At 62.8% G+C, this 23,883-nt stretch carries 20 protein-coding genes; 13 read left to right on the top strand and 7 right to left on the bottom strand.

The window, feature by feature from the left end; all coding sequences use genetic code 11:
* Positions 1-8 precede the first annotated feature (8 nt).
* The 5 genes from ACF8R4_RS15625 (at position 9) to ACF8R4_RS15605 (ending at position 4,883) form a co-directional block, all read left to right on the top strand.
* Positions 9-1,397 carry a threonine synthase gene (locus ACF8R4_RS15625; protein ID WP_200929080.1) on the top strand — a complete coding sequence of 463 codons (1,389 nt, stop codon included), beginning with the start codon at positions 9-11 and terminating at the stop codon, positions 1,395-1,397.
* Positions 1,394-1,831 (top strand): Lrp/AsnC family transcriptional regulator, encoded by a 438-nt coding sequence (locus ACF8R4_RS15620; RefSeq protein ID WP_016713368.1) that lies wholly within the window; start codon positions 1,394-1,396, stop codon positions 1,829-1,831. Before ACF8R4_RS15625 ends, ACF8R4_RS15620 begins: the two co-directional genes overlap by 4 nt.
* Before the next feature lie 209 nt (positions 1,832-2,040).
* Complete coding sequence (locus ACF8R4_RS15615; RefSeq protein WP_156867348.1) at positions 2,041-3,084, top strand: homoserine dehydrogenase; 1,044 nt, start codon at positions 2,041-2,043, stop codon at positions 3,082-3,084.
* Positions 3,085-3,096: 12 nt separating this feature from the next.
* A complete protein-coding gene (locus ACF8R4_RS15610; RefSeq protein ID WP_104833493.1) occupies positions 3,097-4,533 on the top strand; it encodes an aldehyde dehydrogenase family protein in 1,437 nt (478 codons plus the stop codon).
* A complete protein-coding gene (locus ACF8R4_RS15605) occupies positions 4,530-4,883 on the top strand; it encodes a RidA family protein (RefSeq protein WP_016713365.1) in 354 nt (117 codons plus the stop codon). Before ACF8R4_RS15610 ends, ACF8R4_RS15605 begins: the two co-directional genes overlap by 4 nt.
* A gap of 23 nt (positions 4,884-4,906) precedes the next feature.
* Here the strand turns inward: ACF8R4_RS15605 and ACF8R4_RS15600 are convergent, their stop codons facing one another.
* From ACF8R4_RS15600 to ACF8R4_RS15590, 3 genes are all read right to left on the bottom strand, one after another.
* A complete protein-coding gene (locus ACF8R4_RS15600; RefSeq protein WP_392492857.1) occupies positions 4,907-5,860 on the bottom strand; it encodes an arsenic resistance protein in 954 nt (317 codons plus the stop codon).
* Positions 5,861-5,974: 114 nt separating this feature from the next.
* Positions 5,975-7,228 (bottom strand): serine hydroxymethyltransferase, encoded by a 1,254-nt coding sequence (gene glyA, locus ACF8R4_RS15595; protein ID WP_016713363.1) that lies wholly within the window; start codon positions 7,226-7,228, stop codon positions 5,975-5,977.
* Between the two features lie 181 nt (positions 7,229-7,409).
* On the bottom strand, positions 7,410-11,240 hold the full coding sequence (locus ACF8R4_RS15590) for an EAL domain-containing protein (RefSeq protein WP_392492855.1): 3,831 nt from the start codon (positions 11,238-11,240) through the stop codon (positions 7,410-7,412).
* 248 nt (positions 11,241-11,488) lie between these two features.
* Here ACF8R4_RS15590 and ACF8R4_RS15585 point away from each other — a divergent pair, with 248 nt between their 5' ends.
* From ACF8R4_RS15585 to gdhA, 3 genes are all read left to right on the top strand, one after another.
* A complete protein-coding gene (locus ACF8R4_RS15585; protein ID WP_200929084.1) occupies positions 11,489-11,890 on the top strand; it encodes a hypothetical protein in 402 nt (133 codons plus the stop codon).
* Between the two features lie 296 nt (positions 11,891-12,186).
* Positions 12,187-13,854, top strand: coding sequence for an energy-dependent translational throttle protein EttA (gene ettA, locus ACF8R4_RS15580; RefSeq protein ID WP_060500251.1), 1,668 nt, complete (start codon positions 12,187-12,189; stop codon positions 13,852-13,854).
* 220 nt (positions 13,855-14,074) lie between these two features.
* Positions 14,075-15,415 carry an NADP-specific glutamate dehydrogenase gene (gene gdhA / locus ACF8R4_RS15575; protein ID WP_027609768.1) on the top strand — a complete coding sequence of 447 codons (1,341 nt, stop codon included), beginning with the start codon at positions 14,075-14,077 and terminating at the stop codon, positions 15,413-15,415.
* A gap of 39 nt (positions 15,416-15,454) precedes the next feature.
* On the opposite strand, the gene ACF8R4_RS15570 is transcribed toward gdhA, so the two are convergent.
* From ACF8R4_RS15570 to ACF8R4_RS15555, 4 genes are all read right to left on the bottom strand, one after another.
* Positions 15,455-15,952 carry a GreA/GreB family elongation factor gene (locus ACF8R4_RS15570; protein WP_060500250.1) on the bottom strand — a complete coding sequence of 166 codons (498 nt, stop codon included), beginning with the start codon at positions 15,950-15,952 and terminating at the stop codon, positions 15,455-15,457.
* A 71-nt stretch (positions 15,953-16,023) separates the two neighbouring features.
* Entirely contained in the window at positions 16,024-16,380 is a 357-nt protein-coding gene (locus ACF8R4_RS15565) for a hypothetical protein (RefSeq protein WP_016713357.1), read from the bottom strand.
* Between the two features lie 90 nt (positions 16,381-16,470).
* Positions 16,471-18,324, bottom strand: coding sequence for a DUF4105 domain-containing protein (locus ACF8R4_RS15560; RefSeq protein WP_104833489.1), 1,854 nt, complete (start codon positions 18,322-18,324; stop codon positions 16,471-16,473).
* Positions 18,325-18,395: 71 nt separating this feature from the next.
* Positions 18,396-18,884 (bottom strand): DUF3015 domain-containing protein, encoded by a 489-nt coding sequence (locus ACF8R4_RS15555; protein ID WP_016713355.1) that lies wholly within the window; start codon positions 18,882-18,884, stop codon positions 18,396-18,398.
* 251 nt (positions 18,885-19,135) lie between these two features.
* Between ACF8R4_RS15555 and ACF8R4_RS15550 the strand changes: the two genes are divergently transcribed.
* The 5 genes from ACF8R4_RS15550 to ACF8R4_RS15530 all read left to right on the top strand — a co-directional run bounded on the left by ACF8R4_RS15550 (position 19,136) and on the right by ACF8R4_RS15530 (position 23,785).
* Positions 19,136-21,574, top strand: coding sequence for a Lon protease family protein (locus tag ACF8R4_RS15550; protein WP_019099374.1), 2,439 nt, complete (start codon positions 19,136-19,138; stop codon positions 21,572-21,574).
* Positions 21,575-21,734: 160 nt separating this feature from the next.
* Positions 21,735-22,073, top strand: a complete 339-nt coding sequence (locus ACF8R4_RS15545; protein WP_003247487.1) for a hypothetical protein — start codon at positions 21,735-21,737, stop codon at positions 22,071-22,073.
* Between the two features lie 86 nt (positions 22,074-22,159).
* Complete coding sequence (locus ACF8R4_RS15540) at positions 22,160-22,648, top strand: TIGR00645 family protein (RefSeq protein WP_003247486.1); 489 nt, start codon at positions 22,160-22,162, stop codon at positions 22,646-22,648.
* 128 nt (positions 22,649-22,776) lie between these two features.
* On the top strand, positions 22,777-23,082 hold the full coding sequence (locus ACF8R4_RS15535; protein WP_060500246.1) for a DUF6482 family protein: 306 nt from the start codon (positions 22,777-22,779) through the stop codon (positions 23,080-23,082).
* 85 nt (positions 23,083-23,167) lie between these two features.
* The gene (locus tag ACF8R4_RS15530; protein ID WP_016713351.1) at positions 23,168-23,785 is read left to right on the top strand and encodes an FKBP-type peptidyl-prolyl cis-trans isomerase; all 618 of its coding nucleotides are present in this window, start codon (positions 23,168-23,170) and stop codon (positions 23,783-23,785) included.
* Positions 23,786-23,883 lie beyond the last annotated feature (98 nt).

Genomic DNA, 23,883 nt, shown 5'->3' with positions numbered 1-23,883 from the left:
GAGCACCGATGCAGTACACATCCACGCGCGGCAACGAAACACGAGTCGATTTCCGCACGGCGTTGCTTTCTGGCCTGGCCGACGATGGCGGGCTTTACGTGCCCACCTCGGTGCCGGTGTTCAGCCCGCAGGAGATTGCCAGCTGGTCGTGGTTGCCGTTCGACGAACTGGCCTGGCGGGTGATGGCACCGTTTGTGGGCGATACCCTCGACGAACCGACCCTCAGGGCGCTGGTCAGCGACAGCTATCGCGGGTTCAAGCACCGTGGCATCGCCCCGTTGCAGCAGCTGGGCCATAACGAATGGATCCTGCAGCTGTTTCACGGGCCTACCCGCTCCTCCAAGGACTTTGCCGCACAGTTGCAGGCGCGGCTCATCCGGCACTTTCTGGGGCCGGATTGCGAGCGGGTCATGCTGGTGGGGGCCAGTAACGGCGATACGGCGGTGGCGGCGATCGAGGCCCTGCGGCATTGCCCGGCGGCGGGCTTGCTGGCGCTGTATCCCAATGCGGGCACACCTGCTGACCGTGCAGCGGTGATGCGCCGTGCCGCGTCCGACAGCGTCAGCTGCGTGGCCGTGGATGGCAGCTTTGACGACTGCCAGTCGCTGGTGTCGGCGCTGCTGCGAGCCTGGCCATGCCCCGGGCTGATTCCGGTGAGCTTCAACTCGACCAACTGGGTCGGCGTGCTGGCGCAGATCGTGTTCTATTTCCATGCTGCGCTGCAGTTGGGCGGGGGGACACGCCCCGTGGGCTTCAGCATCCCCACGGCCAGCTTTGCCGAAATCTACGCAGGGTTCATCGCCCAGAAGATGGGCCTGCCCATCAACCAGATCATCGTTTCCACCAACCGCAACGATGCCTTGCACCGGTTCATTCACTGCAATCGCTATAGCCGGGGTTCCACCAGCCAGACGCTGTCACCGGTCATGGACTTCTCGCTGTTCTCCAACCTGGAGCGCTTCGTCTGGGAGCTGTATGACCGCGATGGCGGGGCGACCCGGGCGCTGATGGAGCATTTCGAGGCCTGTGGCGAGCTGAGCATCGGCAACCGCCAGTGGTTGCATGCACGCATGCTGTTTGACTCCTACGCCGTGGACGATGCGTTGATTCGCGAGGAAATCATCACGCTGTTCCACGAAACCGGCAGCGCAGTAGACCCGCATGCCGCAACAGGGGTGTTCGCCGGGCGTTTACACCGGCGCAACATTGGCGCGCCCATCGTCACACTGGGGCAGTTTGCCCCGGAAAAGTCCGCCGGGCTGCTGGCGGAGCTGGGGGCCTGGCACGGTGAGGTGCCGGCCGACGTCGAGGGCACTGCCGGCGCCGGGCCACTGCTGAAACCAGAGGACCTGGCGGGGGTTCATGCGTTGTTGGCACGCTTGCAGGCCGGGCGATGAAGCGCATCCTCGACCCCCTGGACGAGCGCATTCTTGCCGAGCTCACCGCCAATGCGCGTATTGCCCATGCTGAATTAGGGCTGAAGGTGAACCTGTCGCGCAATGCGGTACGCCAGCGCATCGAGCGACTTGAGCGCGACGGGGCCATCCAGGGCTATACCTTGCGCATCGGTGAGGGCCGACGGCCGACGTCACTGATTAACGCGGTGATATTCGTCTACCGCTATGACCGCATGCGCGGTGACGCGGTGCTTGATGCGCTGCGCCAAATACCCGAAGTGATCCAATGCGAAGTGCTCAGCGGCGAATTCGACTTGCTGCTGCGCGTCGAGGCCTCAAGCCCGGAGCGGGTTCACCATGTGTGGAAGGAAATCGCCGCCATGCCCGGGGTCGAGAACACCGTGACATCGTTTGTGCTGGCCACGGTGATCTGAACTGCGCTGTTGCGTTTGATGACCCGCGTTACACCCACGCCGCCCGGGCTTGCACCCTGGCGGCGTTTTGCATTCCGGCGGGGTGCTCAGGCGTGCAGGGGCACTGGCCAGATTGGCCAATAAATACAGCGGATTGCCATATTCAACTGGCATTGCACGGCTCTTACGCTTGTCCTCATCGACCAACCGCCTGGAAAGGACAGCAAACCATGACCGAATACAAAATTGCACTCGTTGGCTTTGGTGGCGTGAACCGTGCCCTGGCCCAACTGATTGCCGAACGCAACGCGCGCTGGCAGCAAGAGCTGGGCTTTGGCTTGAAGATCGTGGGCGTCACCGATCTGTTCCTGGGTTCGGCAATCGACCGCGATGGGCTGGATGCCGCCACGCTGGCCGCGTTGCCGGCTCAAAAGGGGGCGTTGGCGCAAATCCCTCAAGGTTCGGCTGAAGCCTTCAATGAGGCGGTGATCAAGCAGTCTGGCGCCGACATCATCGCCGAGGCCACATTCACCAACCCAACGGACGGCGAGCCAGCGGCAACCTTCTGCCGCTGGGCGCTGGAAGCGGGCAAGCATGTGGTTACCACCAACAAGGGGCCGGTCGCCTTGCATGCCCAAGCGCTCAAGGCTTTGGCCAAGGCCAATGGCGTGTCGTTCGAATACGAAGGCGCGGTGATGAGCGGCACGCCGGTACTGCGCATGGCGCGCCAGACCTTGGCAGGGGCAGGCCTGGTGGGGTTCGAGGGCATCCTCAACGGCACCTCGAACTACGTGCTCACACGCATGGAGGAGGGGCTTGGTTTTGCCGAGGCGGTGGCCCAGGCCCAAGCGCTTGGGTATGCCGAGGCAGACCCGACCGCCGATGTGGAAGGCCATGACGTACGCCTGAAGGTGGTCATTCTGGCCAATGAGTTGCTCGGCGCCTGCCTGCAGGTGAGTGATGTCGCCTGCAGCGGTATCAGCGCCATCGACAGCGCGGCTATCGAGCAGGCGCAGGCCCAGGGCCAGCGTTGGAAATTGATTGGCAGCGCCAGCCGGCAAGCCGATGGTTCGGTGAGCGCCCGTGTCGAGGCCCGCCTGTTGCCGGGTCAGCACCCTCTGGCGGGCATTTGCGGTGCGATCAATGCGGTTGCGTTCAACACCGAGCTGCTGGGCGCGGTGACCGTGTCCGGCCCGGGTGCCGGGCGTGTCGAAACCGCATTTGCCCTGCTGTCGGATATCGTCGCCATTCACACCGCCGGCCGTTCGGCCTGAGGAGCAACGTTCATGAGCCTGACTTCCGTGTCCCGGGTCGCCAATAGCCAACCCGACTTGATCGATGTGTTCAGCCCCTTCGACGGCAGCCTGGTGGGGAGCGTTGCCAATCTTTGCGCCGACGCGGTGCCAAGCCTGCTCGCCCGTGCTCGCGGCGGCGTGCGCGAAAGTGCCGCGCTACCCCGGCATCGACGTGCCAGCATTCTGGAGCAGGCTGCCCGCCTCATCGAGCGCGACGCTGCAGATTTTGCCGGCCTGATCGTCGATGAAGCAGGCAAGACCCTGCGTCAGGCCGAGAAGGAGGTGAAGCGCTGCATCAACACGCTCAAGCTGTCTGCAGAAGAAGCGCGGCGCAATGCCGGTGAAGTGGTGCCTTTCGATGCCTATGAAGGCTCTGAATCGCGCCAGGGCTGGTTCACCCGCGAGCCGCTGGGGTTGATCCTGGCCATTACCCCCTATAACGACCCGCTTAACCTGGTCGCGCACAAGTTGGGGCCAGCCATTGCAGGCGGCAATGCAGTCATTCTGAAACCCTCGGAGCTGGCCCCGCTTTCTGCCGTGAAGCTGGTGCAGTACCTGATTGATGCAGGGCTGCCGGAGGCCGTCGTCACGGTAGCCACGGGGGGCGCCGAGCTGGGCAAGGCCCTGGTGGCCATACGTGAAGTACGCATGATTTCCTTTACCGGAGGCTTCGCTACCGGCGAACAGATTGCGCGGGGGGCTGGCCTGAAAAAGCTGGCGATGGACCTGGGCGGCAATGCGCCGGTGCTGGTGCTGAAGGACTGCGACCTTGAAGCGACTGTCGAGTCGTGTGTGTCGGGCGCGTTCTGGGCGGCGGGCCAGAACTGCATCGGCACCCAGCGCATCCTGGTGGATGCCTCGATCTATGAGGCGTTTCGCCAGCGCTTCGTCGCCCTGACCCAGGCAATGGTGCTGGGCGACCCGGGGCAGCGCGCAACCGACATGGGGCCGATGATCACCGAAGCCGCTGCACGGCAGATCGAAGAACGCGTCAACCAGGCCCTTCAGGGTGGGGCTCGCCTGCTCTGCGGCCATCAGCGTCAGGGTGCCGCCTATGCCCCGACAGTGCTGGAGGGTGTTGACCACGCCAGCAGGCTGTGGCTTGAAGAGGTGTTTGCACCGGTGGTGATGCTGGCGCCGTTCGAGAGCATCGAGCAGGCGTTAGCGCAGGCCAACGCCCCGGAATACAGCCTGCATGCCGGCGTGTTCACCCGCGACCTGTCGCTGGCGTTGAGCCTGGCCCGGCGTATTGAGGCTGGCGGGGTGATGATCAACGATTCGTCCGACTACCGCTTCGATGCCATGCCATTTGGTGGCTCCAAGTATGGGAGCCTTGGGCGCGAAGGGGTGCGGTTCGCCTATGAAGACATGACCCAGCCCAAAGTCGTTTGCCTCAACCAGATGGGCTGCGGGGAGGCGGCTTCATGATCACACGTTTCGGGGCCGGCGAGCGGATGTCCCTGGCGGTCAGCTACAGGGGGCTGTTCGAAACGGCGGGGGTGGTGGCGGGCAACCTGCAGGAGGATGTTCAGGGGCAGCTGCGCCAGGCGCTGAGCACGATTGACGGCCTGATGGCAGAGGCTGATATCGGCAAGGCGCAACTGACCAGGGTTCAGTTGTGGCTTGCCGACTACCGCCATTTCGACCTGGTCAATGAGGTGTACGACACCTGGCTGCAGGGTTTTCCCAAACCGCCACGGGCGTGCGTGGGCGCAGACCTGGGCGAGGGGTACCTGGTCGAGGTGCAGGTGTTTGCCGCCTACCCTTGGCGCTCGTGACCGGCGCGATCCTTGGCCACGGGTCAGCGTATGGCCCGTGGCACCGCTCTGACATAGACAAGCTCGCTCACCAACTCCACCAGTGTCTGCGTGATCACCGCCGCAGCCGCCAACCCGCGTACCGCTTCGGGCAATGCCAACGCCAGCGGTAGCACCACCAGCGAGTTTCGCGTGGCGGCGCTGAAGGTGACCGAGCGTGCTTCGGCAACAGGCAGGCGCAGCAGCCGCGCCGAAATGAACCCGAGCACCGGCGCCAGCAACATGAAGCCGATGTACACCGGAATTACCGGTAGCAAACGGTCGAAATCTCGCAGCACCACAGCAATCTGCGAGGCGATCACAACCACCAGCACCAGGGCCATCGCCGGTACGGGCAACCACGCCCAGGCGTTGTTCCAGGCCCAAACCGCGCCTGAGCGACGAGCGCCGACACTGGTGAGCACGGCCAGGATCATTGGCAGCACAATCAACAGGACAAAGGCTTCCACGAACGGGGCGATGGAGATTGCCACGTTGCTGCTGTCTCCCAGCATCCAGGCCAGATACACCGGCAGTAGCACCAGTTGCAGCAACAGCAGCACAGGTGTAGCGGCCAGGGTAAGGCGCGAATCGCCTTTGCCGATGTGGGTGAACACCACCACATAGTCGATGCACGGCGTAAGCAACACCAGCAAGGCGCCGACGAGGATCGCCGGGTGTTCCACCAGCCCACGGGTAATGGCCCAGACCAGTAGCGGCACGAGGATGAAGTTGGCGAGCAGTAGCGCGGTGATGAAGCGGCGGTTGCCCAAACCCTGACGCAGGTCGAGGAAAGGGATCTGCAGGAACATCGCATACATCAGCACGGCGATGGCGGGAGTGACCAGGGCTTCCAGCTGGCTGGCGCTGTCGCTGGCCATCAAGCCGAAGGCTACGGCCGCAAGCACGGCGGCGAAGTAGATCGGGATCTGGTGGGTTTCGAGTTGTTCCCTGGTCAAGGTGCGGCCTGTGCTCGATGAGTGAATGGGGGCACAGGGTAATACGTGATTGCAGCGGCGCAAACGAAAAAGCCCGGCACTAGGCCGGGCTTCTTCACATCAGGCAATCGCCAATCAGTTGCCGTAAACCGGCAGCTTCTTGCAGATGGCCTTGACCTTCTCACGTACAGCGTCGATAACCGCTTCGTTGTTCAGGTCAGCCAGGATGTCGCAGATCCAGCCGGCCAGCTCGCGGCACTCGGCTTCCTTGAAACCACGGGTGGTAACGGCTGGGGTGCCGAAACGCAGGCCCGAAGTGACGAATGGCGAACGTGGGTCGTTCGGTACCGAGTTCTTGTTGACGGTGATGAAGGCTTTGCCCAGGGCGGCGTCAGCGTCCTTACCGGAGATTTCCTGCTTGATCAGCGACAGCAGGAACAGGTGGTTCTGGGTGCCACCGGACACCACGTCGAAACCACGCTCGATGAACACGCTGGCCATGGCCTGGGCGTTTTTCACCACTTGCTGCTGGTAAGCCTTGAACTCAGGCTGCAGGGCTTCCTTGAAGCAGATGGCCTTGGCCGCGATGACGTGCTCCAGCGGGCCGCCTTGGGCGCCCGGGAAGACAGCGGAGTTCAGCTTCTTCTCGATGTCGGCGTTGGCGCGGGCCAGGATCAGGCCGCCGCGCGGGCCGCGCAGGGTCTTGTGCGTGGTGGTGGTGACCACGTCGGCGAACGGAACAGGGTTCGGGTACACGCCAGCGGCAACCAGGCCGGCAACGTGGGCCATGTCGACGAACAGGTAGGCACCGACCTTGTCGGCGATGGCGCGGAAGCGGGCGAAGTCCAGAACCTGCGAGTAGGCCGAGAAGCCGGCAACGATCATCTTCGGCTTGTGCTCGACAGCCAGGCGCTCGACTTCGTCGTAGTCGATCAGGCCGTTACCGTCGATGCCGTACTGGATGGCGTTGTACAGCTTGCCCGAGGAGCTTACCGAAGCACCGTGGGTCAGGTGGCCACCGTGGGCCAGGCTCATGCCCAGGATGGTGTCACCGGCCGACAGCAGGGCCAGGTAGACGGCAGCGTTGGCCTGGGAGCCGGCGTGCGGCTGGACGTTGGCGTAGTCGGCGCCGAACAGCTCCTTGGCACGGTCGATGGCCAGTTGCTCGACGACGTCGACGTACTCGCAACCACCGTAGTAACGCTTGCCTGGGTAGCCTTCGGCGTACTTGTTGGTCAGGACCGAGCCCTGAGCTTCCATGACGGCCGGGCTGGTGTAGTTTTCCGAAGCGATCAGCTCGATATGCTCTTCCTGGCGCAGAGCTTCTTGCTGCATGGCTTCGAAGAGCTCGGCGTCGTACTTGGCAATGGTCAAATCACGGCTGAACATGGCGGTCCTCAAGGATCGGGGTAGTTTGGGGGGGCATTCTAACCGATTGATTCGCGGCTGGCATATGAAGTGGCATCAAGTCGCGGACCAATGGGCTTCATGTTGCATCCCGCGCCGTGTCTGGGCTGCGCGGGCGCGGTAGTTGACCCGAAAGTCCGCTTTTGAGGGGGCGTTGCACCCCTCAATGGAACATGAACAGGGTCTCGTTGGAGAACTGCGCCTCGAACTGATGCGCCGGCATTGGCCGCCCGAACAGGTAGCCCTGGACCTCGTCGCAACCATGCTCGCGCAGGAACTCCAGCTGTTCGTGGGTTTCCACACCCTCGGCGATGACCGCCAGGTTGAGGCTGTGGGCCATGGCGATGATCGCTCGGGCAATTTGCGCATCCTGCTCACCTTCGGGCAGGCCGTCGACGAAGGTGCGGTCGATCTTCAACACGTCGATTGGGAACTGCTTGAGGTAGTTGAGCGACGAGTAGCCGGTGCCGAAGTCGTCGACCGCAATGCTCAGGCCGAGGTTCTTCAGGCTGGCAAGAATCTGCAGCGCCTCGTTCACTTCGCGCATCAGGATACTTTCGGTCAGTTCCAGCTCCAGACACGCAGGCGGCAGGCCGCTTTCTTCAAGGATGTTGGCAATGCGCGTGCCCAACTGGCCGTCGGAGAACTGCCGCGCGGAAATGTTCACCGACACCTTGGGCACTCGCACCTTGGCCTTGTGCCAGGCCTTGAGCTGCCGGCTGGCCTCGCGCAGCACCCAGTCGCCCACGTCCACCACCAGGCCCAGCTCCTCGATCACCGGGATGAAGTCGCCCGGAGGCACCAGCCCACGGGTCGGATGGCGCCAGCGCAGCAGCGCTTCGGCACCGGTCAGGCGCTTGCCGTCGCCGCTGAACTGCGGCTGGTAGTAGAGGATGAACTCATTCTGCTCCATGGCATGGCGCAGGTCGCTTTCCAGCTCCAGGCGCTCCAGGGCGCTGGCGTTCATTTCGGCCTGGTAGAACTGGAAGTTGTTCTTGCCGCGTTCCTTGGCGTGGTACATCGCGGTATCGGCGTTTTTCATCAACTGGCTCAGTTCGCCGCCATCCTGCGGGCTGAGGGCGATGCCGATACTGGCGGTGACGAAGAACTCGCGGTTTTCCAGCACGAACGGGCGCACCAGGCTGCCGAGGATGTTCTCGGCCACGTGAATGGCGCGGTTAAGGGCCATCTCGCGGGTGGGGCGCGGTTGCAGCAGCAGGGTGAACTCGTCGCCGCCCATGCGCGCCACGGTGTCGTCGTCATCCACGCAGGCCAGCAGGCGCAGGGCCATGTCCTTGAGCATGCGGTCGCCGGCGGCATGGCCGAGGGAGTCGTTGATCGGCTTGAAACGATCCAGGTCGAGGAACATCAGCACCACCCAGGCCTTCTGCCGTTCGGCCTGCTGCAGCGCGTTGTACAGGCGGTCCTGGAACAGTGTGCGGTTGGGCAGGTGGGTGAGGGCGTCGTAGTAGGCCAGGCGGTGGATGCGCTGTTCGCTGGCCTTGCGCTCGCTGATGTCGGTGAAGAAACACACGTAGCTGGCCAGGTCGCCCTCGTCATCGAGTACTGCAGTAATGCCGACCCACGCCGGGTAGTGGTCGCCGTCGCGGCGCTTGAGCCACACCTCGCCTTCCCAACTGCCGCGCTGGTGCAGCTGCTTGACCACATAGCGCAGGTGGCCTTCCTGCTGTTCATCGACGGTAAGCATGCCCGGCAGCTGATCGAGCACTTCACTGACGGCATAACCGCTGACACGGCTGAACGCTTCGTTGGCCTGGACGATATAGCCGGCCGGGTCGGTGATGAGGATCGCCGACGTGGAGTGCTCGAATACCGTCGCGGCCATGCGCAGGTCTTTTTCGGCGCGGCGTTGCTGGCTGATGTCGCGGCCCACGCCAAGCACGCCTTCAAAACGTTGGTCATCGTCCCACACCAGCACCAGGCGCAGCTCGATCGGGATCTTGCGGCCATCGGCGCGCAGGCAGTCGAACAGGAACAGTTGGGTTGGCAGTTGGCTGCGCAGCTGGGCCAGTTGCGCCGGGTCGCCCATGGCGTTGCTGACGCGTTCCATCAGGCTGTAGATGCCGGTGAGCTGGGCCGGGTTGGCGATGATCGATTGCCAGCCGTTGGCAAAAATCCAGTCAGCCTGGTAGCCCAGCACGCTCTGCACGGAGGGGCTGACATAGTTGAGCTGCAGCAGGCTGTCGGTGGAGAAGATCACGTCGCTGATGCTTTCGGCGAGCATGCGGTAGCGCTGTTCGCTGTCGCGCAGTGACTGGCTGGCCTCGATCTGCACCGTCACGTCCTTGCCCACGCCGATGATGCGCGTTACCAGGCCATCGGCGTCACGGGTCAGTACCTGTTCGCGGATGTCGTAGCAGCGCCAGCCGCCATCACGGTGGCGGAAGCGCAACTGGCAGTGCAGCGGTTGATCATGGCCGTTGTCACGCTGTTGCTGGCGCAATGCCTGGTAGTGCGCGGCATCTTCGGGGTGCAGCAGCAGCTCCCAGAAGCGGTCGCCCATCTGCGCAAGTTCGGTACGGTCGTAACCCAGGGTCTGCCCCAGGTGACGGTTGCTGAAGATCATCCGCTGGCTGATGACGTCCTGCACGTACAGCTGATCGGGCACGGTGCGCACCACGTCCGACCAAAAACTCTCGCGCTCCAGCAACGACAGCTCGACCTGTTTGCGGCTGGTGATGTCGCTGATGCTGAGGATCACGGCCTGGTAGTCGCGGCGCTGCTGCGGCAGGCGCGCCATCAGCCACAGGTGCAACTCGCCACCCAGCGGAGCCGGCAGGCGCACTTCAAGCTCCAGCACCTGGCGTTTTTCGATCAGCGCGTCGATCAGTTGCATGCCGACGCTGTCGCGGCCATCGCCGCTGCCGTCGATCAGCCGCTGCCAGGCCCCTTCGTGGCATTCGATGTTCAACAGCTGGCGCGCCACCTGGTTGACCTCGGTAATCTTCAGCTCCAGCAGCAGCGAGCGGCGCAGGTTCGGGTCCAGCGCCAGGCTGTGCCTGAGTGCGGCGTGGTTGCGCAGGTGGTAGCGGTCGAGCTGGCCGGGCAGGCTGGATAGGTCGAGCACGCACAGGGCCACGCCGGTGCCTTCGAAGATTTCCTGGTAGCGCCGGCGGTCTTCCTGCAGCGCGCGCTGGCGGCGGCGCATGTTGATCAGCGCCAACACCGGCAACAGGGCACAGAACAGCACCAACAGGCATTTGCCGATCAGCGCGGGCAGCAATTTTTGCTGGGTCAGCTTGGCGTCGAACAGGCCGCGCAGCTGCCAGGTGCTGTTGTCGATGAAGGCCAGCATCACGCTTTGCAACGGCTCGTGGCTGGTGTCGGTTGGGGCGTGCTGCTGCAGCACTTCACCGCTGCGGCTGTTTTCCAGCAGCCACAGCGGATGGCCACCGCCATCGAGGTGAACGGTGAGCTCGCGGTAGTAGTCCGGTGACAGGCGCAGCAGCCAGTAGCCGCGGTCCTGTTCGGCGGCCTGGCGCAGCAGCAGGTACAAGGTTCGATTGTCGGCCGAATTGGTAAAGAAGTACGGGCGCCCCAGGTTTAGCGTCAGCAGCTCGTCAAGCAACTGGCGGTCCGGGCTGCCCGCCAGGCTGTCGCTGCGCAGCTGCCCGGCGCTGTCCAGCCAGGCCATGCTCTGCAGGGCGGGCAGGCGTTCGCGCAGGGTATCCAGCAGGCTGGGCAGGGCGGCCGGCGTCGGCGCATTGACGTAGGGCTGCACCACGTTCACGGCTTGTTGTGCCTTGAACGCCATGTTCAGGCTCAGGTGGTCGGCCAGCTCTGCGGTGGCGTCCAGGCTTTGTTTGCGCAGGTCGGACTGGGTGTGGTTGAACTGGGCGAACAGCTGCCACAGCAGCAGGCCCAGCAGGATCAGGGCCAGCAGCGCCAGCGCACCCTTGATCGACCCGCGCAGGGTAGCGGCGGGCGCGGGTGGCGCGGAACGCAATGGCGACGGATGAGTAAGGTTGGTCAAGCGTTGATCCTGCGATTGGGCTGGCGATGGCAGGGAAGGATCATGCACGGTGTGTGCCGGTGCCTGGCTGCCGTACCGCGGTGGCGCACTATAAGGCCGGACACCCGAAACCGGCTAGCATGCCTAGGATTATGGCAAAGTGCCAGCCATGTTGACCGATGGTGCCTGCCCGGTGGTTCGGCAAGCCCCTGCAACCTGTGCGAGAATAGCGCCCGCTTCACATGACAACGCATCGGAGATGTTCGGTTTTGGTTACTCACTTTTCCTCCAATGGCCTCGATTCCGCCTGCGGGCGCAGCAGTCAGACCCTTGTCAGCACTGCCGTGACCGAGGACGTATCCTGCAAGTCTTGCCAGCGTTCGCTGAGCAAACCCGAGGCGGCCAACGCCGCCAAAAGCAAGGCCCCGTCGCTCGCTGAACTGCGCAAGACCGCGGCAGCAGAGCCGGCAGTTGCGGTGGCTGCGGCCAACAAGCCTGCAGCCAAGGTGGTCAGCACGGCACCTGCGGCCGCCAAACCCGCCAAGGTTGCCGCGCAGCAGCCTGCCCGCAGCGGTGGCTTCAGCGTGAAGTCTGCCTGGGCTGCGCGTCTGGCCGAGCAGGGTGACCGTTGCCGGTTGCCGCGTGGCAAGGCCAGGCAGCGTCACGTCTGAGCCATTTTCGGCTGCTGTGCCGGCCTCTTCGCGGGCAAGCCCGCAGGAATCACTGATTGCTTCGGCTCTGTAGAGAACCTGTGGGAGCGAGCTTGCCCGCGAAGAGGCCGGTGAAGGCAATGAATTTCTCCCCGGGATCATCCTGATCCCAGCCCACCATCGCTCCCTCCTATGCAACGCCGTGCGTTGGCGTAGAATGGTCGACTTTGTTCAACGACACCCAAACACACATCTCCCTGGCCAGCGCGCCGGGGCGATCGTCGATGTCTTTACCTATCTGATTAGAGGGCTTGGTTTTGGCTCAATACGTCTACACCATGCATCGGCTGAGCAAGGTCGTGCCGCCGAAGCGGGAAATTCTCAAGAACATTTCCCTGTCGTTCTTCCCGGGCGCCAAGATCGGCGTGCTCGGCCTGAACGGCGCCGGTAAGTCGACCCTGCTGCGGATCATGGCGGGCGTCGACAAGGAATTCGACGGCGAAGCCCGTCCGATGCCCGACATCAACGTAGGCTACCTGCCGCAGGAACCGCAGCTGGACCCTAACAAGTCCGTTCGCGAAGTGGTCGAGGAAGCCGTCAGCGTGATTAAGGACGCCCAGGCGCGCCTGGACGAGGTTTACGCCGCCTACGCCGAACCGGATGCCGACTTCGACAAGCTCGCTGCCGAACAGGCCAAGCTGGAAGCCATTCTGCAAGCCGCCGATGGCCACAACCTGGAGCGCCAGCTGGACGTCGCCGCCGATGCTCTGCGCCTGCCAGCCTGGGATGCCCGCATCGAGCACCTGTCCGGCGGTGAGAAGCGCCGTGTGGCCCTGTGCCGCCTGCTGCTGTCGGCCCCCGACATGCTGCTGCTCGACGAACCCACCAACCACCTGGATGCCGATTCGGTCGCCTGGCTGGAGCGCTTCCTGCACGATTTCCCGGGCACCGTGGTTGCGATTACCCACGACCGTTACTTCCTCGACAATGTCGCCGGCTGGATCCTGGAACTGGACCGCGGCGCCGGCATCCCGTATGAAGGCAACTACTCGGGCTGGCTGGAAGCCAAGTCGGAACGTCTGGCGCAGGAATCCAAGCAGCAGAGCGCCCACGAAAAGGCCATGAAAGAGGAACTGGAGTGGGTGCGTAAAGGCGCCAAGGCTCGCCAGTCCAAATCCAAAGCCCGTCTGCAGCGCTTTGAAGAAATGCAGTCGCAGGAATTCCAGAAGCGCAGCGAAACCAACGAGATCTACATCCCGGCTGGCCCGCGCCTGGGCGACAAGGTCATCGAGTTCAAGAACGTCACCAAAGGCTACGGCGACCGCGTGCTGATCGACAACCTGTCGTTCGCCATGCCTAAAGGCGCCATCGTCGGCGTTATCGGTGGTAACGGTGCCGGTAAGTCGACCCTGTTCCGCATGCTGATGGGCAAGGAACAGCCGGACTCGGGCAGCATCGAGATCGGTGAAACCGTGCAACTGGCCTGTGTGGACCAGAGCCGTGAAGACCTGGACGGTGCCAAGACCGTGTTCCAGCAGATTTCCGACGGTTCCGACATGATCCGCATCGGTAACTACGAGATCCCGTCGCGTACCTACGTTGGCCGCTTCAACTTCAAGGGTGGCGACCAGCAGAAGTTCGTCAAGGACCTGTCCGGTGGTGAGCGTGGCCGCCTGCACCTGGCCCTGACCCTGAAGGAGGGCGGCAACGTCCTGCTGCTCGACGAACCGTCCAACGACCTGGACGTTGAAACCCTGCGTTCGCTGGAAGAAGCCCTGCTGGACTTCCCGGGCGCCGCGATCGTGATTTCCCACGACCGTTGGTTCCTGGACCGTGTGGCTACCCACATCCTGGCGTACGAAGACGACTCGAACGTGGTGTTCTTCGAAGGTAACTACACCGAGTACGAAGCCGATCGCAAAAAGCGCCTGGGCGATGCTGCTGCTCAGCCGCACCGTGTACGGCACAAAAAACTGGCCCAGTAAGCCGGTTTGAGTTGCACAAGAATGGGGCTCTGCGGAGCCCCATTTTTGTGCCTTGGTGAAATCTGAAAACGGCTGTTTCGCCAGTTAATTTGTATACACTTACATAAAACGCACCAAATAATTTCAAAAAAACGACATTGCGCCCTATTCCAGTGCGATTGCTTCTTGGTACATTCCTGAAAAAACCAATAAGTCCAAAACCTTCGGTGAGATGTCTACCATGATCGAATCTGTCGACAATTTCCTTGCACGCCTGCAACAGCGTGACCCAGGCCAGCCCGAGTTCCACCAGGCGGTGGAAGAGGTGCTGCGCACCCTGTGGCCATTCCTTGAAGCCAATCCGCATTACCTGCAATCCGGCATCCTTGAGCGTATGGTCGAGCCGGAGCGTGCGGTGCTGTTCCGCGTCTCCTGGGTCGATGATCAGGGCAAGGTGCAGGTCAACCGCGGCTACCGCATCCAGATGAGCAGCGCCATCGGCCCGTACAAGGGCGGCCTGCGCTTCCACCCGTCGGTGAACCTCAGCGTGCTGAAGTTCCTGGCCTTCGAGCAAGTGTTCAAGAACTCGCTGACCTCGCTGCCCATGGGTGGCGGCAAAGGTGGCTCGGACTTCGACCCGAAAGGCAAGAGCGACGCCGAAGTGATGCGCTTCTGCCAGGCGTTCATGAGCGAGCTGTACCGCCACATCGGTGCTGATTGCGACGTACCTGCTGGTGACATTGGCGTGGGTGCCCGCGAAATCGGCTTCATGTTTGGCCAGTACAAGCGCCTGGCCAACCAGTTCACCTCGGTGCTGACCGGCAAGGGCATGACCTACGGCGGCAGCCTGATCCGCCCTGAAGCCACCGGCTATGGCTGCGTGTACTTCGCTGAAGAAATGCTCAAGCGCCAGGACAAGCGTATCGATGGCTGCCGTGTGGCGATTTCCGGCTCGGGCAACGTGGCCCAGTATGCGGCGCGCAAAGTCATGGACCTGGGCGGCAAGGTGATCTCGCTGTCCGACTCCGAAGGCACCTTGTATGCCGAAGCCGGCCTGACCGACGCCCAGTGGGATGCGGTGATGGAACTGAAGAACGTCAAGCGCGGCCGCATCAGCGAGCTGGCCGGGCAGTTCGGCCTGGAGTTCCGCAAGGGCCAGACCCCGTGGAGCCTGCCGTGCGACATCGCCCTGCCGTGCGCCACGCAGAACGAACTGGGCGCCGAAGACGCCCGCACCCTGCTGCGCAACGGCTGCATCTGCGTGGCCGAAGGTGCCAACATGCCGACCACCCTCGAGGCTGTGGATATCTTCCTGGACGCTGGCATTCTGTACGCCCCGGGCAAGGCCTCCAACGCCGGCGGCGTGGCCGTGTCGGGCCTGGAAATGTCGCAGAACGCCATGCGCCTGCTGTGGACTGCCGGTGAAGTGGACAGCAAGCTGCACAACATCATGCAGTCGATTCACCATGCGTGCGTGCACTACGGTGAAGAGGCGGATGGCCGTATCAACTACGTCAAAGGTGCGAATATCGCAGGCTTCGTGAAAGTGGCTGATGCGATGCTGGCGCAGGGCGTGGTCTGATTCTAGTCAGCCGGGGCTGCGAAGCAGCCCCCATGGACCTTAGTTCTCACCCTCAATTTCAAGTATCTCGATCACCTGATCCCCCACCGGCCGCCGCCAAACCACCTCATCTCCAGGCCCTGCGCCCAGCAATGCCCGCCCCAGCGGCGAGCCCCAGTTGATGAGCCGACGTCCCGCATCCGCTTCATCCTCGCCCACCAGCTGCACCACCTGTTCCTGATCCTGCGCATCCACAAACCGCACCCGGCTACCAATCTGCACCTTGCTGCGTGAAGTCGCTGCCGGCACCACCTGGGCACTCTGCACCCGCGCACTGAAGTAACGCAGATCCCGCTCGGTCTCGGCCAGCCGCTGTTTGTCGGCACGCTCACCCTGCGCCTGCAGTTCGCTGCGCAGGGCATTCAGTTCGGCCACGCGTGCCTGCAACTGGCGCAGGCCGTTGGCAGTGACGTAGTTGGGTTGTTCGCTGACGCGCCGTTCTACCGGCTGGTCGGCCTGGGCGGCGGCTTGGTCTTCGTTGACGAATGCTCGGCTCATGCTGGGCCTCCTTGTGCTGAAGACCAGCATGGCAGGCCGACGGTTTCAAGGGATGTCCGTTTGCGACTGACTTAGTTGTGGCGATAGGCTTTTGCGGCACCGCGATCCTTTTCCTGTTGCCACTCCCGCTCGCGCTCGTCCCAGAAGCGCTCATGGTACTCGCGCTGTTCTTCGCTGTTTTGCATGGCGTGGCACTGGCGAAAGCCGTCGTCCCAGCCGGTTTCATACTGACGCTCGTGCAGATAGCGCGGCACGTCCTTGCGGAAGTTGCCCACCATCAGCCCGGCGGCCTGGCGGCCGCTGCTGCAGCCGTCCTGGAAACCATCGGCATAGGCAGGCGGATAACCACGGTTGACCATCTGCTCGTGGGTGGTTTCGCAACCTGAGAGCAACAACGCCATGCACACGCCGAACCAATACCGCGACATAACCACCCAGCCCTCCAATTGATAATGGAAAGTCTAGGTGGCGATTTGTCGGGGAGCTGTCAAAACGGTGTCAAAGAGTCGATTGGGTCACTAGTAGTGATACCACTTCAGCTCCAGCATCACCTCATTCTGCGCCGTCGCCAGGTGGCTGAACTCGCGCGATGCACTTAACCGCACGCCCAGGTTCTGGCTGATCTCCCACTGCTGGTTCAGGCTCACACTGCGGCGGACTTCGCCATTGGTGAAATAGTCGCCTTTGGCCTCCAGCGTCAGATTGCCCAAGCCGTTTCGCCACAGCAGGCCGCCATTGAAGCCTGCCGCTGGAGCGATGAATTCGGCGAAATCATTGTGATGTTCGACCCGCACGGTGCCCAGAGCAAAGCCCAGCAAACCGTCGGCCAACTGCCAGGTCCCCCCGGCGCCACCATTCACATGGCTGACCAGCACTTCGTCATCATGTTTTCCCGGCACGCGCTCAAGGCCGCCAGCCACCTGCCACGACCAGGGTTTGAGCAGTTCGTTACGCGGTGTCAGCGAGCGGATGGTGGCCAGGTCCAGGCGCTGCACTTGCCAGTCGTTGCCCTCGTACTGGCGCACTTTCAACTGCAGGATCTCGATTTGGGCACCCAGCGGGAAGCCGTAGGCATTGTCGTTGAGGTCGTGATAGGCCATGCGCAGGCCGTACTCGGCGTAGGCGCGGTCTTCACGGGTGCCCACACCCAGCTGCCAGGTGCGTGAATCGTGGCCATCCTCGGGCAGGCCGGGGCGTTCGATTTGCAAGGGTGGCGGCGGGTTGCCGTTGATCGCCCGCAGTAGCTCGAAGCTGCGCTTCGCCTGCCCGGGGTCGCGTTCCTGGCCATTGGCCCGGTAGCGCTCCAGGCGGTACGCGGCATCTTGCACGAGCGCTTGCCGTTCGCGGGGCAGGGCCTTGAATTCGGGGCTCTGCAATTGTGCGGTGTCGGCACTCACGGCCAGCACCTGCTGCTTTTCGCCGTGGTCCAGTGGCTCGGCGCGGGCCAGCAATTCACGTTCGCGAGAAGGGCGGTATGTCTCGCTGGCGACCAGGCCGGACTGCTTCACGGCCTTCACGGTATCGGTCGGGATGGCGGTCAACGGGAACTGCGAAGTCAGGTCCAGGCTCGGCCGGGCCACTTGCAGCAGCTCCAGCAGGCGGTACGAGCAGTTTTCGTCGAAGAAGAAGTAGTCGAACTGGATTTGCTTCAGCTCCCACACATGTTCGACCATACGCCCGGTTTCTTCGGGGGTGAGGTCCAGCTGGTACTCCCACAGGTCGCGGTTTTCCAGGCTGCGGTATTCGGACAGCTTCTCCTGGTAGGGCATCAGTGCGAACAGCCCCGGGTAGCCGCCCATCAGGCCTTTCCAGGCGTACAGGATGCTGTTGTCGCTGCCTTCGATGTAGGCACCGAAGTTGATCGCGTAGCTCAGCAGCGTGGTGTCGTCGTTGCGGGTGTTGGACTGGTCGATGCGCAGCAGGGTATGGCCGAACATGGACGATGGGCTGTTCAGGTAGGCCGCCGGGAAAATCAACGCGGCGCTGTGCGGGTCGATCGACTGGTACCAGGTCTTGAATTCCTGGCAATCCGGTTGCGGCAGGCCTTGCAGACCCAGCTGTTCGCGGAGCCAGCGGGTGCGTGCAGGGAATACACACTGGGCGTGCTTGTCGCCGAGGCTGGCCGGGGCATATAGCGCGTCGACCGTGGCCTGCAGCTCCTGGTCAGGGTGGTGTGCGCCGTCCTTGGCAAGGAAGAACGCATCGTCGTCCACATAGCTGCGCCAGCCACCGAGCTTGGCGGTTTCGTAATGGCCCAGGGCAATCCAGTAAGGGGTGTTAGCCAGTTGCTGGAGACGGCTTTGATCCAGCACGGGCGCGGCATGAACAGGGGCGCAGGCACACAGCGCCAGGGCAGCGAGGCGTTTGAGCATATCGGGCAACTACTTCTTGACGATGCCGAAAAAGGCGAAACCCGCCCCGGGTGGGGCGGGAGCAGCAGGGCTTAGGCCTCGGTAGCGTATTTGGCCAGGCGTGGGTCGTTCTTCAGAACGGCCAGGGTGTTGCTGTGAACAGTTTCAGCAGTGACATCGGCGCTGGTGAAAATCTGGTTGAAGTGCTGGTGGGCGACCGACTGGAAGTAGCTGCGGTCTTCCGGGGCCACACCGAGGACCACGGCATAGGTGGTCAGCGCTTCACCCTGGCCCATGGCCATGTCTTCGGACAGCTCGTTCATCATGCCGTTCATGGCGAACCACGACTTGCCGCCGTATGTCAGCGAGGCTTTGGTGGAGCAGCCGTTGGTGCCGGAGGTCATGCCGAAGGTGGCGTTACCGGAGGTGCCGTTGGTGGTGGAGGCCAGGAAGTGTGCCGGCGTGCCGCGCTGGCCTTCGAACAGCATGTTGCCCCAGCCGCAGTTCGGGCCGCCTGGCGCTTCAGCCATGGCGTTCAGCGAGACCACGGTGAACAGAGTACCCAGAAGAATCCGTTTCATAGCATTTGTTCTCTTTGTCTTAACCAAGGGTCAGGGTTTCTGGCAATTCGGTTGCCAGGTCGGGAAAGCATTTCACCCACCCGCGCAGCTTGGAGTTTAGGCACGATCTAAAGGTTGCGTTGTTGATTGCGAAAAATTTGCTGCTACATGACCTGCATGGGCTGCGACATAAAGTCCCGCAGAGCCTTGCAAGGCGCGCGCGGGCAGCGCCAGAATGCTGCCTATCTGCCCCGCCGAAGTAAGGAAACCCAATGCCCGATCCTGTCGCTGCGCGCCTGCGTCTCGCGCCTGAAGCCCTGACCCGGCGTTTCTCACCCGAGCAGTTTGCCTTTACCAATACCGACGATCTGGAGCCGTTTCGCGGAGTCCTGGGCCAGGAGCGTGCTGTCGAGGCCCTGCAGTTTGGTGTGGCCATGCCACGCCCCGGTTACAACGTGTACGTGATGGGCGAGCCGGGTACCGGCCGCTTCTCGTTCGTCAAGCGCTACCTCAAGGCCGAGGGCAAGCGCCAGCAGACCCCGGCTGACTGGGTCTACGTCAACCACTTCGACGACACCCGTGAACCGCGTGCGCTGGAATTGCCTTCCGGCAGCGCCGGGGCGTTCATCGCCGACATGGGCGGGCTGATCGACAACCTGCTGGCCACCTTCCCGGCCGTGTTCGAACACCCGTCGTACCAGCAGAAGAAGGGCGCCATCGACCGTGCCTTCAACCAGCGTTATGACCGCGCCCTGGATGTGATCGAGCGCGCCTCGCTGGAAAAGGACGTGGCCTTGTACCGCGATGCCAGCAACGTTGCCTTCACCCCGATGGCAGACGGCAAGGCGCTGGATGAAGCCGAGTTCGCCCAGTTGCCGGAAGACGTGCGTGAACAGTTCCACGAGGACATTGCCCAGCTCGAAGAGCAGTTGAACGAAGAGCTGGCCAGCCTGCCGCAATGGAAGCGTGAGTCGAACAACCAGCTGCGCCAGCTGAATGAAGAAACCATTACCCTGGCCTTGCAACCGTTGCTGGCGCCGTTGTCGGAAAAGTATGCCGAGAACGCCGCAGTGTGCGCCTACCTGCAGTCGGTGCAACTGAACCTGCTGCGCACCGTGGTCGAGCAATTGGTCGACGACAGCAAGACCGACGCTGCCGCGCGCAAGCTGCTCGAAGAGCAGTACGCACCCAACTTGGTGGTCGGCCACCATGCCGCCGGTGGTGCGCCGGTCGTATTCGAGCCGCACCCGACTTACGACAACCTGTTTGGCCGTATCGAATACAGCACCGACCAAGGCGCGCTGTACACCTCGTACCGACAGCTGCGCCCGGGCGCGTTGCACCGTGCCAACGGCGGTTTCCTGATTCTTGAAGCCGAGAAGATGCTGGGCGAGCCGTTCGTGTGGGATGCGCTCAAGCGTTCCTTGCAGTCGCGCAAGCTGAAGATGGAGTCACCGATCGGTGAACTGGGCCGTGTCGCCACCGTCAGCCTGCAGCCGCAGATGATTCCGCTCAACGTCAAGCTGGTGATCATCGGCTCGCGCCAGCTGTACTACGCCTTGCAGGACCACGACTCGGACTTCCAGGAGATGTTCCGGGTGTTGGTGGACTTCGACGAAGACATGCCCATGGTCGACGAGAACCTGGAGCAATTCGCCCAGCTGTTGCGCACCCGCACCAACGAAGAGGGCATGGCGCCGTTGACCAGTGACGCTGTGGCGCGCCTGGCGACCTACAGCGCCCGCCTGGCAGAGAACCAGTCGCGCCTGTCGGCGCGCATCGGTGACCTGTTCCAGCTGGTCAGCGAAGCCGACTTCATCCGCCAGTTGGCCAGTGACGAAATGACCGACGCCGGGCACATCGAACGTGCGCTCAAGGCCAAGGCCACCCGCACCGGGCGTGTGTCGCAGCGGGTGCTGGACGACATGCTTGCCGGCATCATCCTGATCGACACCGAAGGCGCGGCCATTGGCAAGTGCAACGGCCTGACCGTGCTGGAAGTGGGCGACTCGGCGTTCGGTATGCCGGCGCGCATCTCGGCCACCGTGTACCCGGGCGGCAGCGGCATCGTCGACATCGAGCGCGAGGTCAACCTGGGCCAGCCGATTCACTCCAAGGGGGTGATGATCCTGACCGGTTACCTGGGTAGCCGCTATGCCCAGGAGTTCCCGCTGGCGATTTCGGCGAGCATCGCGCTGGAGCAGTCTTACGGCTATGTGGACGGCGACAGCGCCTCGCTGGGCGAAGCCTGTACGCTGATTTCGGCCTTGTCGCGCACGCCGCTCAAGCAGTGCTTTGCCATCACCGGCTCGATCAACCAGTTTGGTGAAGTGCAGGCAGTGGGAGGGGTGAACGAGAAGATCGAGGGCTTCTTCCGCCTTTGCGAGGCGCGTGGCCTGACCGGTGAGCAGGGTGTGATCATTCCGCGTGCCAACGTTGCCACCCTGATGCTCGACGAGCGCGTGCTTCAGGCGGTGGAGAACGGCATGTTCCACGTCTACGCGGTCAGCCAGGCCGATGAGGCGCTGAGCCTGCTGGTGGGCGAGGAGGCCGGGGTGCTCGATGACAACGGCCAGTTCACCGAGGGCAGCGTCAATGCCCGTGTGGTGGAGCGCCTGCGCGAAATCGCCGAAATGATCAGCGAGGAAGAAATCGAGAAGGCAGAAAAGGAACGCCTCGAAGAGGTGATTGCCCAGGCCAAGCCGGCCTGAGTCAATAACCCGGCGCTGGAGGCGATGTGCTACCGTTCAGCGCCGGTTTTCCATCTTTCTGTACGGTTCTTCTATGCTGGAACTTAAGGACGGTACAGCGTTCAGGATGGAAACAGCCTGAGGTACAGGCTGAACAAGGCTCTTTGGAGGGGACGCGGCCATGCGCAACCTCAGCCTCACACGCCAGTGCCTGGGCCTGGTGACCCGCATCGAATGCAGCATCCGCCCACTGGCTGGGGACAACGGCATGTGGACGCTGCTGTTTGCCGCCGGAATGGCCGGTGAACAACCCTCTGCGATCAAGGCTCAAGGGCCTTTCCATGGGCCGCTTGTGGCCGAATCGGTGCTCAATGCCATTGTCGACAGCCTGACCTTGCACGGGTACCAGGTGGCCGAGGACCCGCAGATCTGGTGCCTGCACCTGCAGGCGCAGTTGCGCAGGATCAATGGCGAGCGGTGTCGGAACCTGGGGGATTACCAGTTTCATCCTGAAACCTGACGGATTGCCTTGGGCTTTTGCTGTAACAGGTGGCTGGCTATACTCGCCGTCGTTTTTCCAGTCACCTGACGAGTCCCAAACTTTCCATGGAACGTATTCTCGAAAATGCGATGTATGCCTCGCGTTGGCTGCTCGCACCCATCTACTTCGGCCTGTCCCTCGGCCTGCTGGCCCTGGCGCTGAAATTCTTCCAGGAAGTGGTCCACGTCCTGCCTAACGTCTTTGCCCTGAGCGAGGCCGACCTGATTCTGGTGATCCTGTCGCTGATCGACATGTCGCTGGTGGGCGGCTTGCTGGTGATGGTGATGATTTCCGGCTACGAGAACTTCGTCTCGCAACTGGATATCGACGAGAGCAAAGAAAAGCTCAACTGGCTGGGCAAGATGGACTCTTCGTCGCTGAAGATGAAGGTTGCTGCGTCGATCGTGGCGATTTCGTCCATTCACTTGCTGCGGGTGTTCATGGATGCGCAGAACATCTCCACCGATTACCTGATGTGGTACGTGATTATCCACATGACCTTCGTGGTGTCGGCATTCTGCATGGGCTACCTGGACAAGCTGACCAAGCACTGAGTCCGGCTGCTGCTTACACCGCCCGTCCGTTGTAAAACGGACGGGCGGTGTTGTTTCTGGCTTGTGCTTTCAGCCAGCCTGTACAAAAAATGAGCTCTCATGCGTGGTTCCCGTCGCGAGGTGCTCTCATGAACCTGCATCAGCTCAATACCGAGGCCAGGGCTGGCCATGTCGATGAACTGAACCTGATCGCCATCGAAGGCGGTGATTACCTGCTTGAGGCCCGGGTCAAAGGCCGTGCCCACCCCTTGTCCGACCCCCGTGGTGAGCGCTTGCGTGTGCACTCGGTGGAGGATGCGCGCAAGTTGCTGCAAACCATCCCCATGGTTTCGATGAACCTGGTGCACTGGTCGGTGCAGGATGAAATGTGCGGCATGGGCACGCACCCGGAAGAAGACCTGAAGGTGCCGATTTCCCAGCGTTCGGCCTGGTAGCTGCTCGCCGCGCCCCAGTGTGCTAGGCTGCTCGCCCTTTTCATCAAGGGCGCGGCTGCACTGCGCCCTGCAGTGGAGCACGACAATGTCCGAACTCAACCTGTCCACCGACGAAACCCGCGTTAGCTACGGCATCGGCCGTCAGCTGGGCGGCCAGCTGCGCGACAACCCGCCACCAGGCGTCAGCCTGGAGGCCATTCTGGCCGGCCTGACAGATGCCTTCAACGGCGCCGACAGCCGCGTCAGCGAAGCCGACCTGTCGGCCAGCTTCAAGGTCATCCGTGACGTGATGCAAGCCGAAGCCGCAGCCAAGGCCGAAGCCGCTGCTGCTGCTGGCAAAGAATTCCTGGTCGAGAACGCCAAGCGCGAAGGCATCACGACCCTGGCGTCGGGCCTGCAGTTCGAAGTGCTGACCGCCGGTGAAGGCGCCAAGCCGACCCGCGAAGACAACGTGCGCACGCACTACCACGGCACCCTGATCGACGGCACTGTGTTCGACAGCTCCTACGACCGTGGTCAGCCGGCTGAATTCCCGGTAGGTGGCGTGATCGCGGGCTGGACCGAAGCCCTGCAGCTGATGAATGCTGGCAGCAAATGGCGCCTGTACGTGCCAAGCGAGCTGGCTTACGGCGCCCAAGGCGTTGGCAGCATCCCGCCGCACAGCGTGCTGGTGTTCGACGTCGAGCTGCTCGACGTTCTGTAATACCGCTGGGGCCGCGTTGCGGCCCATTCGCGGGCAAGCCCTCTCCCACAGGTATAGCGCAGGATTTAAATCTTATGCGGTATCTGTGGGAGCGGGCT

The sequence above is a fragment of the Pseudomonas sp. FYR_2 genome (assembly GCF_043106425.1).
In the GTDB taxonomy this organism is placed as follows: Bacteria; Pseudomonadota; Gammaproteobacteria; order Pseudomonadales; family Pseudomonadaceae; genus Aquipseudomonas; species Aquipseudomonas monteilii.
The sequence above is the reverse complement of the archived record's forward strand: the minus strand, read 5'-3'. Positions and strand labels throughout refer to the sequence as shown.

Coding starts and splice junctions, on each gene's coding strand:
- gdhA (WP_027609768.1), top strand. CDS start 14,075: ATGATCGAATCTGTCGACAATTTCCTTGCACGCCTGCAACAGCGTGAC.
- ACF8R4_RS15625 (WP_200929080.1), top strand. CDS start 9: ATGCAGTACACATCCACGCGCGGCAACGAAACACGAGTCGATTTCCGC.
- ACF8R4_RS15620 (WP_016713368.1), top strand. CDS start 1,394: ATGAAGCGCATCCTCGACCCCCTGGACGAGCGCATTCTTGCCGAGCTC.
- glyA (WP_016713363.1), bottom strand. CDS start 7,228: ATGTTCAGCCGTGATTTGACCATTGCCAAGTACGACGCCGAGCTCTTC.
- ACF8R4_RS15560 (WP_104833489.1), bottom strand. CDS start 18,324: ATGCTCAAACGCCTCGCTGCCCTGGCGCTGTGTGCCTGCGCCCCTGTT.
- ACF8R4_RS15535 (WP_060500246.1), top strand. CDS start 22,777: ATGAACCTGCATCAGCTCAATACCGAGGCCAGGGCTGGCCATGTCGAT.
- ACF8R4_RS15570 (WP_060500250.1), bottom strand. CDS start 15,952: ATGAGCCGAGCATTCGTCAACGAAGACCAAGCCGCCGCCCAGGCCGAC.
- ACF8R4_RS15545 (WP_003247487.1), top strand. CDS start 21,735: ATGCGCAACCTCAGCCTCACACGCCAGTGCCTGGGCCTGGTGACCCGC.
- ACF8R4_RS15610 (WP_104833493.1), top strand. CDS start 3,097: ATGAGCCTGACTTCCGTGTCCCGGGTCGCCAATAGCCAACCCGACTTG.
- ACF8R4_RS15550 (WP_019099374.1), top strand. CDS start 19,136: ATGCCCGATCCTGTCGCTGCGCGCCTGCGTCTCGCGCCTGAAGCCCTG.
- ACF8R4_RS15565 (WP_016713357.1), bottom strand. CDS start 16,380: ATGTCGCGGTATTGGTTCGGCGTGTGCATGGCGTTGTTGCTCTCAGGT.
- ACF8R4_RS15530 (WP_016713351.1), top strand. CDS start 23,168: ATGTCCGAACTCAACCTGTCCACCGACGAAACCCGCGTTAGCTACGGC.
- ACF8R4_RS15605 (WP_016713365.1), top strand. CDS start 4,530: ATGATCACACGTTTCGGGGCCGGCGAGCGGATGTCCCTGGCGGTCAGC.
- ACF8R4_RS15615 (WP_156867348.1), top strand. CDS start 2,041: ATGACCGAATACAAAATTGCACTCGTTGGCTTTGGTGGCGTGAACCGT.
- ACF8R4_RS15540 (WP_003247486.1), top strand. CDS start 22,160: ATGGAACGTATTCTCGAAAATGCGATGTATGCCTCGCGTTGGCTGCTC.
- ACF8R4_RS15555 (WP_016713355.1), bottom strand. CDS start 18,884: ATGAAACGGATTCTTCTGGGTACTCTGTTCACCGTGGTCTCGCTGAAC.